This is a genomic window from Streptomyces sp. NPDC005483 (assembly GCF_040606035.1).
Classification (GTDB): domain Bacteria; phylum Actinomycetota; class Actinomycetes; order Streptomycetales; family Streptomycetaceae; genus Streptomyces.
The window spans coordinates 1-14,224 of the sequence record NZ_JBEXEA010000080.1; the positions used below are offsets into that span (position 1 = coordinate 1).

Genomic DNA, 14,224 nt, shown 5'->3' on the forward strand with positions numbered 1-14,224 from the left:
CACGTCACCCTCTCCACCGTCAAGACCCACCTCGGCAACGTCCAACGCAAACTCGCCGCCCGCAACCGAGTCGAGATCGCCGCCTGGGCCTGGGAGAACGGTATCTGCGCCACTGGGGACACCCACGGCGGCGGGATGCCGGGCTGACCACACACCGAGGTCTGACAGACAGCCACAACGGCCCCGGCGCGCGTGCCTCGCATGCTCCAAGGCCCACCTTGGTGACCGCGGGCCTGCTCGACAAGTGCCCCCCACCTCAACAGGCCGTCGAAGCACACCAGGCACTGCTGCACGCCGGTGTCGAGACCGAACTGGTCCTCTATCCCGCCCAGGGCCACGGAGTGCGCGACTTCCCGGAAACCACCGACTACCTCTGCCGAACTCTCCTCTGGCTACACCGCCACCTGGCGCCGCAACAGGCATGAGTGTCCCAATGAGCTGAGGCGGGCCACGGCGATGTCGGGGGCGATCTGGTCGAAGCCGTGGAACCCGCCCGACCAGATTCGACCGCCGCCGGGTTCGTCACCGCGCATCCTCACTCCGTCGCGTACGCGTTCGTCTCTCACCGCGTCCGGTACAACGAGCGTCTCCGGTACGGGGGTTCAGGCTCCCGGGGCCCGTGGTGGGCGGTCCGCCGAACGGCCGCCCACCACCCGCGCGTCATGCGTCGGCGAACAACCGCGTTCAGACGACGGCCGCCGCCAACTGGTCGGCGACCTCGCTCGGCGAGGGCATGGCCCCGATCTGCTGGGCGGCGCGGCGGGCGTTGTCCCGGTACTCCGCGTTCCCGAGCACCTCGGACTGCACGACCACCCGTCGGCGCACTGCCGTCCTGATCTCCGACGAACAACCCGTCGACGGCTCGCGCGCCGAAGCGGGGCAGCGGCTCACCGCTGTTCTCACGTCCGACGACGGCCGGCAACTGGTGCTCTCCGAATCCCCGATGCCGGACCGGGCAGGGGCCGTGCCCGGTCGCACGGCCGCACCCCTGAGCCTGGGCAACTCGCGGGCAGCGCGAACTGCTTCAGGTCGGTCACCGCCGTGGAGTCCCCGTACTGCTTGTAGACGGTGCGGGTGACGGAGTCCGGGACCAGCCGGTCCTCCTGCCCCGACATCAGCAGCAGCGGCCCGCGGGTCTCGTTGCCGGTGTCCACCCCGGATGGGGGGCAACCGGACAACGTGTGAACCAGGGTGGTTGGGTCCGCGTCGGGGATCGGATGTCTGCGGAGGGGTGTTCGGTTCCGGCGCGTCTGAGCCTCGTACGTCCGTGAAACGGGATGCCCGCAGGACGAGTTACTGCCCGGAACACAACAGCATGGTCCGACCGGCAAAAACGCAGGTGCACACACATCGTTCGACCGCCCGTGCTTGCAGCGGTGAACCCGGTGCCCGGCACACCTCGTTCTAGGGAGAGATCACGGGCGTGATATCAGGCGAACTTCTCCTCCTCTCGCCGAGCAGCGGGGAGCGGGACGGCCGGTACGACCAGAGAGAGTCGCATGCCGGACAACACCGGTACGGTCAACGAGCAGCACAGGTCGGTGGCCCCACAGGCGGACGGCACACGCGAGGACATCGCAATCATCGGTATGGGTTGCCGACTGCCAGGCGGCGTCTTCGGTCCGACGATCTGTGGCGTCTGCTGATGGAGGAACGTGACGCGGTCGGCCCCTTCCCCGACGACCGTGGCTGGGACGTTGCGCGCTCCTACGCCGCGCAGTCGGACGAGCCCGGACACCATGTGCAGGGTGAGGGCGGCTTCGTCGAGGCGACCCGGTTCGATGCCCGGTTCTTCGGCATCTCGGCGCGCGAGGCGCTGGCCATGGACCCACAGCAGCGGCTATTGCTGGAGACCGCGTGGGAGACGCTGGAACGTTCCGGTATCGACCCGAGCGGTCTGAAGGGCAGCGCCACGGGTGTGTACATCGGCGTGATGGAGTCCGAGTACGGGCCCGGCCTGGCAGAGGGTTCCGCCGTCGAGGGCCACGTGATGACGGGCCGTACCGCGAGTGTGCACTCGGGCCGTATCTCCTATGCGCTGGGGCTGGAGGGCCCTGCCGTCTCGGTGGACACGGCGTGCTCCTCCTCGCTCGTGGCGCTGCACCTGGCGGTGCGTGCCCTGCACAACCGGGAGTGCGACCTCGCTCTGGCCGGCGGTGCGACCATGGCGCCCGACCTCGGCATGTACGTGGAGTACAGCCGGCTCGGCGCCCTTTCCGGGGACGGGCGTTGTAAGGCGTTCTCCGCGGATGCGGACGGTTTCGGCATGTCGGAGGGGGTGTCCATGCTGGCCGTGGAGCGGCTGTCGGATGCCCGACGGGCGGGGCACCGGGTGCTTGCGGTCCTGCGCGGCACTGCGATCAATCAGGACGGGGCGTCGGACAGCCTGTCCGCGCCCAACAGCCGGGCGCAGGAGAAGGTCATCCGGCTGGCCCTCGCGGACGCCGGTCTGACCGGCGATGACGTCGACGCGGTGGAGGCGCATGGCACCGGCACCCGGCTGGGGGACCCCACCGAGGTGAGGGCGCTCTCGGCTGTCTACGGCCGCGCGGGACGGCCGTTGCCGCTGGGTTCCCTGAAGTCGAACATCGGTCACACTCAGGCCGCGGCGGGTGTCGCAGGTGTGATCAAGATGGTGCTGGCACTCCGTCACGGTGTCCTGCCACGGACGTTGCACGTGCGTGCCGCCGCGCCGTACGTGCACTGGGAGTCCGCCGGTTTGCAGGTGCTGACCCGGCGGCGGAGCTGGCCCGAGCCGCCGGTGGACCGGCCGCTGCGGGCCTGTGTGTCGGCCTTCGGTATCTCCGGCACGAACGCACACGTCATCATCGAACAGGCCCCACCGTCACCGCACGAGGAAGGCGGATGGTCCGGGGCGGACGGGCCGGGGCGGCCGGGGACGGCTCTCGTGGTGTGTGCGCGGTCCGGGCCCGCTCTGGCCGAGCAGGCGTCACGGCTCGCCTGCCACCTGGAGACCGCGCCCACGGCGGACATCGCCGCCGTGGCCGGCGCGCTGGTGCGCACCCGGGCCCTGTGGGAGCACCGGGCCGTGGTGGTCGGGGGCGATCGCGATGAACTGCTGCGGGGCCTGCGTGAGGTGGCTGGACGCCAGCAGGCGCCCACGGTGCATGTCGGTGTGGCGCCGGCCGGTGACACGGCCGGGTCCGTGTGGGTTTTTCCCGGCCAGGGCGCGCAGTGGGCCGGCATGGGTGCCCAACTGTGGGACACCGAGCCGGTGTTCGCGGCCCGGATGGCGCAGTGCGCGCAGGCGATGGAGCCCTGGGTCGACTGGTCACTGGCCGAGATGGTGCGAGAGCGGAATCCGGAGGCGCCGGCACGAGTCGACGTGGTCCAGCCGTTGTCGTTCGCGGTGATGGTGTCGCTCGCCGCGCTGTGGCGGGCGTGGGGGCTGCGGCCGGACGCCGTGGTCGGTCATTCCCAGGGGGAGATCGCGGCTGCCTGTGTAGCGGGGGCACTGTCTCTGGAGGACGCGGCCCGGGTCGTCGCTGTGCGCAGCCGGCTCATCGCGCGGACCCTGGCCGGCCGTGGCGGCATGCTCGCGGTCGCGGTCAGTGAGGAGCAGGCTGCCCGCGACCTGCGGGAGCGGGGCGACAGCATCGTCGAGATCGCCACGGTGAACGGTCCCCACTCGGTCACGCTGGCCGGACCGCCCGCGGCACTGCGTGAAGCAGCGGCCTTCTACGACCGTCTGGACGTGCGCAACCGGATGCTCCCGGTCGACTACGCCTCTCACACCCGGCAAGTGGAAGAACTGCGCGAGGAGTTGAACCACGCGCTGCGGGCAGTGACTCCCACCGTCGCTCAGGTCGCGTTCCACTCCACCGCCGAAGGGCGCCTACTGACCGGCTGGTGAGGCCCCGTTCGTGGAACTGCCCACGACGGCCGTCCAGCGCGAGCGGTTCTGGCTCGCACCAGGAACGGGTGGATCCGGGGCCGTGACTGGGGTGGGGCTGGAGCCTTCGGCGCACCCCTTGCTGGGTGCGGAGGTCGAGGACCCGGACACCGGAGGGCTGGTGCTGACCGGCCGGGTCTCCAGGTCGACCCACCCCTGGACGGGGGACCACACGGTGCACGGCCGCGTCCTGCTTCCCGGCACCGCCCTCCTCGAACTCGCCCTCCAGGCCAGTGATCGGACGGGGTGCCAGTCGATCGAGGAACTGGTGCTGGAGACGCCCCTGCGGATACCGCAGAGCACGGGGGTACGGCTGCGGGTCGGGGTGAGCGCCGCGGACGGGACGGACCGGCGGACCGTGACCATCTGGTCCCGCCCCGAGGACGAGGACCCCTCCTGGACGCGGCACGCGAGCGGCAGGTTGGCTCCGGGTGTCGGGGCAGGCCACCACACCCCAGAGCTCCCATGGCCGCCCGGCGACGCGGCCCGGATGCCGGGGGACCCCTACCGGGAGCTGGCCGCCCGCGGTTACGAGTACGGGCCCGTCTTCCAGGGCGTCCGGGCAGTGTGGACGCACGGCGAGGCAGGTCGTGCGCGTGATCAAGGAAGCCGCGGACCTGGACGGCGCCACCACACCGAACGGCACAGACCGCTGCGACTGGCTGGTCTGGCATGCCCGCCCAGGTGAGGACGCGGCCGTGGATGCTCCGGCGGAGGCCGTCAGGGCGGTCACCGGCGCCGCCCTGCGCCTGGTGCAGGAGTTCCTCGCCGATCCGAGGTGGACCACAACCCGGCTGCTGTTAGTCACCCACCGGGCCGTGACGGTGGACGAGGAGGAGTCCGGCGCCCTGAATACCGTGGCCGCCGCCGTGTGGGGACTCATCCGCAGCGTGCAGAACGAACACCCCGGCCGTGTGGCGATCACGGACCTGGACGACATTCCGGAGAGTGCCGCCGACAGTACGGTGCTCCACACGGTCATGGCCGCGGCGACAGGCGCGGACGAATGGCAGACCGCGGTCCGCGGACCGGCCGTGTCCGTGCCGCGCGTGGTGCCGGCCCCGGCCGGTGTACCGCTCCCTGTCGGCCACCTGCCGTGGGTGCTCGAGGTGGCAGGCCCCGGCCGTGACGTGGTCGCGCGGCAGGCACCAGAGCTGCTGGCCCCACTGAGGCCCGGGGACCTCCGTGTCGAGGTGCGCGCCGCGGGGGTCAACTTCCGCGACGTACTGGTGACCCGCGGCATGCTGGCCGACGCCTCGGACCTCGGACACGAGGCGGCGGGCGTGGTCCTGGCCGTCGGCCGCGAGGTGCGGGGCATCGACGTCGGCGACCGGGTGTGGGGCGTGTTTCCGAACGCGATCGGTTCCGTGGCGGTCACGGACGCGCGCAACACGGCACGCCTGCCGCAGAACTGGACGTTCGAGGAGGCGGCGGCAGCCCCGGTGGTCTTTCTGACGGCCCTGTACGGCCTGCGGGACCTGGGCCGTCTGACTCCCGGCCAGCGCGTGCTCGTGCACACCGCTGCCGGAGGCGTGGGCATGGCCGCCGTCGCCCTGTGCCGCCACCTGGGGGCCGAGGTCTTCGCGACGGCGAGTCCGGCCAAGCACACGCTCCTGCGGACGATGGGCCTGGACGACGCGCACATCGCCAGCTCCCGCGCCCGCGACTTCGAGGAGTAGTTTCGAAAGGTCACCGGCGGCCACGGCATGGACGTGGTCCTGAACTCCCTGACCGGCGAGTTCATCGACGCCTCCCTGCGACTGCTGCGCCCCGGCGGCTACTTCCTGGAGATGGGCCAGCGCGACATCCGCGACCCGGCCTCGGTGACGCGCACCCATCCCGGTGTCACCTACCTGCCCTTCCACTACTACGACGCCGGCCCCGACCGGATCTCAGCGCTGCTGGAGGAGCTGACCGGCCTGTTCGACCGGGGTGAACTCGCCCTGCCCCCGGTGCGGGTGTGGAACGTTCAGCGGCTGCCGGAGGCGCTGCAGACCATGGCCCAGGGGTTGCACGTAGGCAAGAACGTGCTGCGGATGCCGCGTGCGCTGGCCCCGGCCGGAACCGTCCTGATCACGGGCGGAACAGGGCAGTTGGGCGGACTGACCGCGCGGCATCTGGTCGCGCACCACGGGATACGCAGCGTGCTGCTCGCCTCGCGGCGCGGCGAGGCTGCCGAATCCACCGCCGAACTGCGTGCGCAACTGGAGGCAGAGGGCGCGCGGGTGCGGGTGGTGGCCTGTGACGTCGCCGAGCGCGAGCAGGTCGTGAAGCTGCTCGACCAGGTTCCCGCGGACGCTCCGCTGACCGGCGTGTTCCATGCCGCCGGTCTGCTGGACGACGGTGTGGTGGCCGCGCTGGACGAACAACGGCTGGAGCGGACCCTGCGGCCCAAGGTCGACGCGGTGCTGCACCTCGACGAGCTGACCAGGGAGATGGACCTCGCCGCCTTCGTGTCGTTCTCCTCCGTAGCCGGGGTCTTGGGCACCACCGGGCAGGCCAACTACGCGGCCGCCAACGCCTTCCTGGACGCCCTGGCCACGGCCCGGCGGGCCGGCGGCCTGGCCGCACATTCGCTGGCCTGGGGCCTGTGGGCACAGGCCAGCGAGATGACCGGCCACCTGGGCGACGCGGACACCTCGCGTCTGGCGCGCTGGGGAGTGAGGGCGATGGACTCACGAACCGGTCTCCGACTCCTGGACGAGGCCCTGCTGCGGGACGACACCGTTCTGATCCCCGCCGCCTTGAAGACCACGGGCCGACACGGGTCCCCGCGGCCCGGCGACCCCATGCCCCCGATCCTGCGAGGGTTGACCGGGGCAGGCCGGCGTACGGTCCGGCAGACACCACAGGCGGACGGCGTCCGGGCACGCCTGGCCGCGGTGGACCCCGAGACTCGGGCGGCCGAGGTGCGGGACCTGGTGCTGCGGCAGGCCGCCGCGGTGCTTGGCCGGTCCGGGCCCGGAGAGGTCGATGCGCAATGGCCGTTCAAGGAACTGGGGCTGGACTCGCTCATGGCCGTCGAACTGCGCAACGCGCTCGGTGCGGCGACCGGCCTCCTCCTGCCCTCCACGCTCGTATTCGACCATCCCAGTGCCGAACGCCTCACGGAGCACCTTCTGGAGCGGATGCAAGACGATGCGGACAGCGCCGCGCTGGAGGCGACTTCCGCAGCAGACAGCGGGCTCGGCGGCCTCCCTGCCGCCCCTCGGTCGCCGGCTCTCCCCGCACGGCACGGCCGACCGAGCATGGCAGAACCTTCGCACCCGGCAGGCGCCGATGCGCCGCGCAGCCCTGCGACCGCACCTGGCGAAACGGCCGTCCGCACCGGCCGCGAGCGCGGCCCCGACATGACGGGCACCCTGTTCTGGCGGGGCATCGACGCGGGCGACTTCGCGACGAGCCGTCAACTGGTGGAGAACATCGCCCTGCTGCGGGAGAAGTCAGACGATCTCGCAACGGACGCTCCCCGAGCCCAGGACGTCATCCCCCTGTCCGAGGGTTCCGGCCCGGTGACACTGGTGATGGTCCCGCCGTTCGTCGCGATGTCGGGGCCGCACGTGCATGTGCCGTTCGCCGCCGCCTTCGAAGGGCGGGGACCGTCCGTCTCCTCGCTGTCCCTCGCCGGTTTCACGGAAGGGGACGTCCTGCCGGCCACGGCCTCCGCAGTCACGCGCGCCCTGGCGCGGGCCCTTCTACGTCACGTCGACGGAGCGCCCTTCGTGCTCGGCGGATATTCCTCCGGAGGCGCCCTGGCACATGAACTGGCCACACACCTCATTGCCTGCGGCACGCGTCCGAAGGCGGTCGTCTTCCTCGACACCTACCCCGTGAACGACCCCTACCTCGCCCGCAATCAAGAGGGCTTCCACCGGCTGATGCGGCGTTACCAGACCCGGACCCTGCCGCTCGACGGCATCCGGCTGTCGGCCCAGACGTGGTACGCGGGTCTCTTCGCGGAGTGGGAACCGGCTCGCCTGGAGGTGCCCACGCTGCTCCTCCAAGCCTCCGAACCGATGATCACTGATGGTGGCCGGGACTGGCAGGTTCCCACGCATTGGGTGCGCGAGGCGCTGGCGGTCCCGGGGGACCATTTCTCCCTGATGGAGGAGGACCCCGCTGCCACCGCTTCTGCCGTCCGCCAGTGGCTGGAAAGGGTACTGCGGCGATGAATCGGGCCGGAGGCACGGGCGGGTCGTCGCGGCGGGCCCTGGCGTACCGGCAGCCGACGGCACACCCCACGATGCCCGCGGCCGGGCCGGCGGCAGAAATCTGCTGCGGCGCCGGTCCGGTCGGACGGGCTGAGGCGAGTGCCGCCCAGCGAACGAGGAGTCGGCTGGCGCGGTGCTGCGGAGAACCCACACGTGCGGGGGTTGTCCGCTCCGGGGACACGGCGGTGTCATCCCGCCCAGGTCGTCTCCGCCCGCAGGGGCCCACGGCTCCGGGACCTACATTTCACTCCGGAGAACCGGCCCGATCGTGCAAGAAAGTCGTCACCTTCAGGGTCTGCGGGCCGAACTACACCGGTGGCGACGCCTGTACACCCTGGAACATCCCCTCGACCTCCTGACCAACCGGGCGGGATTCCGCTGTGGACGATGTGCACTCGAACTCGGGACCCCGGACAAGTCCGGTACGCCCGTCCTGCCACCCCACCGTCGTGAACACCGCCCACTCCCTACCTCGTCCCCTCCTTGTAGCAATCAAGCCGACCTGTCCCCGGCGCCGCGACCAGCGGGGCAAGCGCGTAGGTCAGCCGGCCCAGCACCTCGGCTGGGAGTAATTCGCCGTGAACCCACCGGGGTCGTCGTTGCGTTGCCGTACGGGAGCCGATCGGTTCTCGATGACAGCAGCCAAAGAGAGGCAGCATAAGTTGAACAGCTGGAAGAAGCGTCTCGCAGCGTCGTCCATGGGTCTCGTGGCCGCAGCAGGACTGGCGTTGGTCGGCACGGCCGGCCCGGCGTCCGCCGCAACGGCGCAGGACCCCTGCCCCGCTGCCACATACGAGTTCTGCGTCTTCGCGGACCAGAACTACGGCGGGGACTTCTTCGGAGTGAAGTGGGGCTGGTCGGACTCCTGGGTCAACATCCCGGCCACGGGCCAGGGCCGCATCTCTTCGGTGATCAACAACACCAACTACCAGTGGAAGCTGCGCAACTCCAGCGGCAACACCATCCTCACCGTCGGCAAGTTCTACTGGCTGTCCAGCCTGGGAAGCGCCGACAACCAGACGGCGAGTGTCGGTATCGTCAAGTGACCGCAAGCATCTGAAGCTCGCTCTGCACCTGCCGCACCGTCCTGCGGGGGACAGCCGAGGAAAACCGCCCTCAGAAAGCCCCCTTCATGGCAGTGGGGCTGGCCACGCCGTGGTCATGGCCAGCCGAGTGATTTGGGCGTCACCACCTCGTGTGCGCCCGGAGCGATCGAAAACGCCGCCCACCGCAAGGTCCGAGCGCGAGTGGAGCATGTGATCGGCCGGATGGAGAAGTGTCAGGCTACGCAGCAAGGTCACCCACGGCGCCGACAGCCCGGCGGCTCCACCAGCGACGGTATTCATGCTGGCAGGGGGGCGTTCGATCCCCACCTGTTCCAGGTGGGGATCGAACGCCCCCCGGTGGCGGGTGTGCCGCAGCCGGCTACCACGGGACCGCGTGTCAGGCGGACGCTTTCCGTTCTCGGTGCCGGAGCCGCCGCGACCAGCCGTACACGAGGCCTGATATGGACGAAGGGGCAATCCTCAGCACAGCGCCTGATGATGGTCGCGCGCGCCACGCCCGATGGCGGCGAGGCCGCGCAGAACGCCTTCTACACCGAGACCGCTCGGGTGCTGGAACACTGCCCGGCTGGGCCGCCCGACCCGCGGGGGGATGCAGCGGGTGCTCAAGGAGCCGATGTTGGGCTCGGCCGCAGGCTAGGGCACGTGGGTGTGCTTGGCCACAGCCGCCGGCATGGGGCTGATGAGGTCGGCGGCGAGGCCCTCATCAATGCACTCGCCGACCTCACCCCCGGAATCGGGGCGTGACGGGTTCGCCGTCCTGGTCATGCACCACAGCGTCGAAGTTGTGGATCTCGCCCCGTCCGGTCCTCAGAGCGTCCTTGGGCTCGGCAGGAGCACGGCGGCCGGGACAGGTTCCCACCGGGTGCCGGTCAGTCGACCGAACGCCTGGTCACCGAAATGGAACGCAAAACCGAGGCTGCCCGGCCGGGCCAGCTCCGCGGTGATGCGCCTGCGGCCCGCCGTCACCCCCGCATGGTCCATGTCGGGCCGAGAAGGCCACTCTGGGTGTGCCATCTGTGCCGGGGTGTGGAACACGTCCCCGAGCACCACCACCCGCTCACTTCCGGCGGAGATCACATACGAGGTGTGCCCTGGTGAATGCCCGGGTGTGATAAGGGTCCGCACTCCAGGAAAGATCTCCTGGCCGTCATCGACCGGGGTGTAAACCTCGCCGATACGTGTGAGGATCTCCGCCGCCGGCGCGCCTGGCACCGCCGTGCCGCACTCATGCGGCGCCCACTCGGCAGCGGCGACGAGGTAACGCGCGCGCGGGAACGTCTTGTCCGGCGAGAAGGCCCAGCCGGTGTGGTCCACGTGCAGGTGGGTGAAGGCCACCGCCTCGATGTCCTCAGGCGTGCGCCCGAGCGCGGTGAGCACCTCCAGCAGTGCGCCGCTGTTGCTGTGGCCCACCACGTCGTCGAAGACGTGGACCGGTCCGCTGACCGGGCCCAGACCGGCGTCGATCAGCAGGCTGCGCCCGTCCCGCTCGACCAGCAGACCACCAGCCGACATAGCAACCCTGCCACTCGCGTCGAGAGCTTCCGCGCGGTCGGCCCAGTAGGTCGGGGCGAAATCGGGAAAGAAGGCGGAGGGCAGCATCGCCATGGCGCCGTCGACGACATACGTTAGCCGGACGTCGCCCAGTTCGAGCGAGCGCACAGCGGACTGCTCGTTCAGATTTCCGACCTGTCGCATGTCACGCCCTTCCTATCGCTGGTCCTGTGCGGCGAGTTGGCCAAGGGCGTCGAGCAGCGCGGACAGCAGTTGCTGAGGCGGGGTGCCGCTCGGGAGGCGGCCGTCGTCGTCGAACTGTTGGTGGGCCTGGAAGAGCAAGAACTCCGGCTGCTGCACGACACGGGCGTTCATCTTGTGCAGTACTTGACGCAGCGCCAACTGCGCCCGGACGGTGCCGAAAGGACCGGGTGAAGCTCCGATGACGCCGACCGGCTTCAGCAGCAGGGCGGGACCGCCGTCCTCGGCCGGGCGCGAGAGCCAGTCCAGGGCGTTCTTCAGCGCGCCCGGTATCAAGGCGTTGTACTCGGGTGTGGCGATCAGCACCGCATCTGCCTCCTGCACGCGGCGGCGCAGCTCGGCTACGGCAGGCGGGGCGGGGTGCTCCTCGTCCTCGTTGAAGTGCGGAAGACGGCCGAGTCCGTCGAAGTGGTCGAAGTGGTCGTGCACGCCCAGCCGTTCAGCCTCTCGCAGCAGAGCGGTGTTGAACGAGTCGCGGCGCAGACTCCCGGACAGGGTGAGGATACGGAGGCGGGTCACAGTCTTTTCCTTCGTCATTGGCACGAGCGGTTCCGCTGCAGCGATCGCCGCAGACCGGGTCGAACGGGCACCAACCCCCCGACCTCGACGTGAGTAAGCGTCGGCGTTTCGATGATGTAGCGCCATGATTAATGCTAAGAAGGCTGGTCATGCGCCATGTGATTTGGGTAGATCGCTGATTGTGCGCCAAACTCTGGATGAGACGGATCGACGGATCGCCGCCGCTCTGATTGCCGCGCCGCGTGCTTCTTGGCGTGCCGTCGCCACCTGCCTGGGACTGTCCGAGCGCACCGTGGTGCGGCGGGCTGGGCCGCTGTACGCCGACGGCACCCTGCGCGCCACCGCAGAGCGCAACCCGATCCGCTTTCCCCATCTGGTGCCCATGGCCCTGCGCATCCGCTGCCGTCCCGACCGCGTCAGAACGGTCGCCTCCACCTTGGCCCGCCGCGCTGACACCCTGTGGGTGGACGTCCTGGGCGGCGGGGACGAGATCAGCGCCATCTTCCATCTGGACGGAACGGAGCAGCGCAACCGTCTGCTGTTGCGCGACCTGCCGGCCACCGCCGCCGTCTACAGCTGGACCTCTCACACCCTGATGAGGATCTTCCCCGCCTCCCTCAACTGGGGTACTCGGCTGCTGAGCGACGAGGAGACGGCCTGCCTGGGGGTACGGCCGTTCCCGCTCAGCACACGGTCACCGGCCCCGCTGTCCGAGGCCGACCTGGCACTGATCCAGGCCCTGGCTGAAGACGGCCGCACCGACTACGCCACCCTCGCCGAGCGGGCCGGCACCACGCCCCGCACCGCCCGGCGCCACCTGGAGACCCTGCTCCACGACGGCACGATCCGTCTGGTCACCGAAACCGACCTGGCCCTGCTCGGGCTGGGAGTCAAGGCCCAGCTGTGGCTGTCCGTGAAACCGAACGCCCTCCAGGCGGCGGGCGAACACCTCAGCCGTGAACCCGCCGTCCGCTTCACCGCGGCAACCACCGGGCCCACCAATCTCCTGGTCATGGTCACCACCAAGGACCTCGACGCCCTCTACCGCTTCCTCACCGACACCATCGGCAAGATGGACCAGATCACCGCCATCGAGACCACACCGGTACTGGCCACAGCCAAACGGACCGGCCTGATCCGCCCGGGCTTCTGAACCCGGACCTGCGCAGCCCCCGCGCACCCTCAGCCCTCAGCCCTCAGCACGAGCGGGGCCCATGATCCACGCCCGGGCTGAGGAACCGGCAACACGGCCGCCCAGTCCCATCGTGGTCAGCACACAGTGAGCTATCGGTGTCGGGGCACTGTTCCCTGTTCATCAGTTCCGGGGGCGCCCTGGATCATCTCCGTCGACACTCGCCGCAGTCACTGCGGCGATCTCCGCAGCGTATTGGCTCTTCAGATTCCTCATCATTCCCGTGAGCACTGTCGCGCACCAATCTGCGGTGCGCGCCGTGGCCCCTCGCGGAGGAACGCGGAAACCCCTGCTCCGGAGAACCTTCATGTGATCGGCCTGGGTAAGTTCTCGCTGCTGCTCAATCACCTTGGCCCGGAGAAATCTCGTCCCGAGCGCCTCCTCGATCTCTTGAAGATACGTCTGCGCGATCCGGGTGCTTCCGTTCCTCACGTTTTGCAACCTCTTGTAGGTCTGCTGGGTGGTTCCACCGCGAGCGAGAACGTAATCATGGGCCCGAAGCACCTGCATGTGCTCCTCATGGGTGAGAGTCCGCTGCTCCTCCAACACCCGAACCGTATCCCCGAAACCAGGAATATGGTCCCTCAGCTCATCAGCGTAGATCCCTGCAACCGCTGTCTGTCCAGTCCCGACATGGTGAAGCCATATGTGGGTCTGTTGGGTGTCACCGTAGGGGAGAACGGAGTACTGGCGTTGCGAATGATCTCCATGTGGTCTTCTGCGGTTAGCACACCTGCGACGGGGCGAGAAGTTCCTGCTGCTTGCCGCTTTCATCGTGGGCGCTAGAGCTGGGCACTGTACGCTGGGAGCTGGTCTTGGGACTGGGCAGGTTTCTCCATGCGGGGGTTCTCATTCGCTAGGCTGGGCGCGGATTAGCCCAGGTGACGGAAGGGTATTTCAGGCGGAAATGTCGGGTCGTTGCGGTGATCCTCCGTGGCCCGCATGTCTTTCCCTTTCGCGTCATCCGCGCGCACCGCCGAAGAGGAATTGAGCGCGTAAGAGGTGCCGCGAAACATCCTCCTGGCTCTTGGTCAGGCTTGATTTTGCAGCCAACCGGTCAGTCTGACGGTGGGGTTCTGCTTGTCCAGGAAGGGCGCGAGGAAGTTGTCGGCATCAGGGAAGTCGGGGAACCAGCCCATGCCGTAGACGTCGTACTCGCCCTTCTGCTCGGCGGGACGGAAGGTCCACGAGAGATGCCCCTGGATGGAGACTTCGAACAAACCACTGTCGTTTAGCTATTTCGGGAGGACCTCGAACTCCTGCTCAGTGGCCGAGCCGTAGTGGTCCTTGGCGTAATGCACCATCATCTTTCTGCAGTGGCCGTTTGCATCCTGAACGTCTTTCATGTGTGCAGCATAACCAGAACAGTCGCAGACAAATCCTCCTGGTGGGACAGCCACTCCGTGACGCGAGAGGGCCCACAGGTACCGGTGGCATCCGTGTGGAGCGACGACATACGTATGCGCTTCGATGGGCGATCCTGGTCCGGGCACCGGCCCGGGCGGATCAACCAGATGACCGACCGGCCGGAATGGCACCAGGTCTCCTCGGTCGAACGGTTGAGGCGCGG

13 protein-coding genes and 3 pseudogenes are annotated in these 14,224 nt (G+C 69.2%); 9 read left to right on the top strand and 7 right to left on the bottom strand.

The genetic code is table 11. The features are described from left to right. Both ABZT06_RS49525 and ABZT06_RS49530 read left to right on the top strand, forming a co-directional pair. On the top strand, positions 1 to 147 hold a 147-nt coding region (locus ABZT06_RS49525), incomplete at its 5' end, for a LuxR C-terminal-related transcriptional regulator (protein WP_355756298.1). Positions 148 to 161: 14 nt separating this feature from the next. Then, complete coding sequence (locus ABZT06_RS49530) at positions 162 to 425, top strand: prolyl oligopeptidase family serine peptidase (protein WP_355756300.1); 264 nt, start codon at positions 162 to 164, stop codon at positions 423 to 425. 259 nt (positions 426 to 684) lie between these two features. Here ABZT06_RS49530 and ABZT06_RS49535 read toward each other — a convergent pair whose 3' ends face one another. Both ABZT06_RS49535 and ABZT06_RS49540 read right to left on the bottom strand, forming a co-directional pair. Beyond that, positions 685 to 825, bottom strand: coding sequence for a hypothetical protein (locus ABZT06_RS49535; RefSeq protein WP_355756274.1), 141 nt, complete (start codon positions 823 to 825; stop codon positions 685 to 687). A gap of 188 nt (positions 826 to 1,013) precedes the next feature. Further along, positions 1,014 to 1,133, bottom strand: a pseudogene (locus tag ABZT06_RS49540) (alpha/beta hydrolase); the annotation flags it as partial. A 290-nt stretch (positions 1,134 to 1,423) separates the two neighbouring features. On the opposite strand from ABZT06_RS49540, the gene ABZT06_RS49545 reads away from it, so the two are divergent. From ABZT06_RS49545 to ABZT06_RS49570, 6 genes and pseudogenes are all read left to right on the top strand, one after another. Continuing rightward, on the top strand, positions 1,424 to 3,874 hold the full coding sequence (locus tag ABZT06_RS49545; protein ID WP_355756276.1) for a type I polyketide synthase: 2,451 nt from the start codon (positions 1,424 to 1,426) through the stop codon (positions 3,872 to 3,874). Between the two features lie 82 nt (positions 3,875 to 3,956). Further along, positions 3,957 to 4,601 (top strand): polyketide synthase dehydratase domain-containing protein, encoded by a 645-nt coding sequence (locus ABZT06_RS49550; RefSeq protein ID WP_355756277.1) that lies wholly within the window; start codon positions 3,957 to 3,959, stop codon positions 4,599 to 4,601. Further along, complete coding sequence (locus tag ABZT06_RS49555) at positions 4,510 to 5,592, top strand: alcohol dehydrogenase catalytic domain-containing protein (protein ID WP_355756280.1); 1,083 nt, start codon at positions 4,510 to 4,512, stop codon at positions 5,590 to 5,592. Before ABZT06_RS49550 ends, ABZT06_RS49555 begins: the two co-directional genes overlap by 92 nt. An 18-nt stretch (positions 5,593 to 5,610) precedes the next feature. Beyond that, positions 5,611 to 5,934, top strand: a pseudogene (locus tag ABZT06_RS49560) (zinc-binding dehydrogenase); the annotation flags it as partial. A 15-nt stretch (positions 5,935 to 5,949) separates the two neighbouring features. Continuing rightward, a complete protein-coding gene (locus tag ABZT06_RS49565; RefSeq protein WP_355756303.1) occupies positions 5,950 to 8,085 on the top strand; it encodes a type I polyketide synthase in 2,136 nt (711 codons plus the stop codon). Between the two features lie 746 nt (positions 8,086 to 8,831). Continuing rightward, positions 8,832 to 9,170 (top strand): peptidase inhibitor family I36 protein, encoded by a 339-nt coding sequence (locus ABZT06_RS49570; protein ID WP_355756283.1) that lies wholly within the window; start codon positions 8,832 to 8,834, stop codon positions 9,168 to 9,170. Between the two features lie 654 nt (positions 9,171 to 9,824). On the opposite strand, the gene ABZT06_RS49575 is transcribed toward ABZT06_RS49570, so the two are convergent. Genes ABZT06_RS49575 through ABZT06_RS49585 form a run of 3 tightly spaced genes read right to left on the bottom strand, consistent with a single transcriptional unit; the run spans position 9,825 to position 11,462 of the window. Then, the gene (locus ABZT06_RS49575) at positions 9,825 to 9,956 is read right to left on the bottom strand and encodes a hypothetical protein (RefSeq protein ID WP_355756285.1); all 132 of its coding nucleotides are present in this window, start codon (positions 9,954 to 9,956) and stop codon (positions 9,825 to 9,827) included. Between the two features lie 42 nt (positions 9,957 to 9,998). Beyond that, the gene (locus ABZT06_RS49580) at positions 9,999 to 10,886 is read right to left on the bottom strand and encodes an MBL fold metallo-hydrolase (RefSeq protein WP_355756288.1); all 888 of its coding nucleotides are present in this window, start codon (positions 10,884 to 10,886) and stop codon (positions 9,999 to 10,001) included. A 12-nt stretch (positions 10,887 to 10,898) separates the two neighbouring features. Next, the gene (locus tag ABZT06_RS49585) at positions 10,899 to 11,462 is read right to left on the bottom strand and encodes an NADPH-dependent FMN reductase (RefSeq protein WP_355756290.1); all 564 of its coding nucleotides are present in this window, start codon (positions 11,460 to 11,462) and stop codon (positions 10,899 to 10,901) included. Between the two features lie 181 nt (positions 11,463 to 11,643). On the opposite strand from ABZT06_RS49585, the gene ABZT06_RS49590 reads away from it, so the two are divergent. Continuing rightward, positions 11,644 to 12,615 carry an Lrp/AsnC family transcriptional regulator gene (locus ABZT06_RS49590; RefSeq protein WP_355756293.1) on the top strand — a complete coding sequence of 324 codons (972 nt, stop codon included), beginning with the start codon at positions 11,644 to 11,646 and terminating at the stop codon, positions 12,613 to 12,615. A 162-nt stretch (positions 12,616 to 12,777) separates the two neighbouring features. Here ABZT06_RS49590 and ABZT06_RS49595 read toward each other — a convergent pair whose 3' ends face one another. Together ABZT06_RS49595 and ABZT06_RS49600 are read right to left on the bottom strand one after the other, a co-directional pair. Continuing rightward, positions 12,778 to 13,200 (bottom strand): hypothetical protein, encoded by a 423-nt coding sequence (locus ABZT06_RS49595; protein WP_355756296.1) that lies wholly within the window; start codon positions 13,198 to 13,200, stop codon positions 12,778 to 12,780. Between the two features lie 533 nt (positions 13,201 to 13,733). Continuing rightward, positions 13,734 to 13,964 (bottom strand): annotated as a pseudogene (locus ABZT06_RS49600) (ABC transporter substrate-binding protein); the annotation flags it as partial. Positions 13,965 to 14,224: the final 260 nt, after the last annotated feature.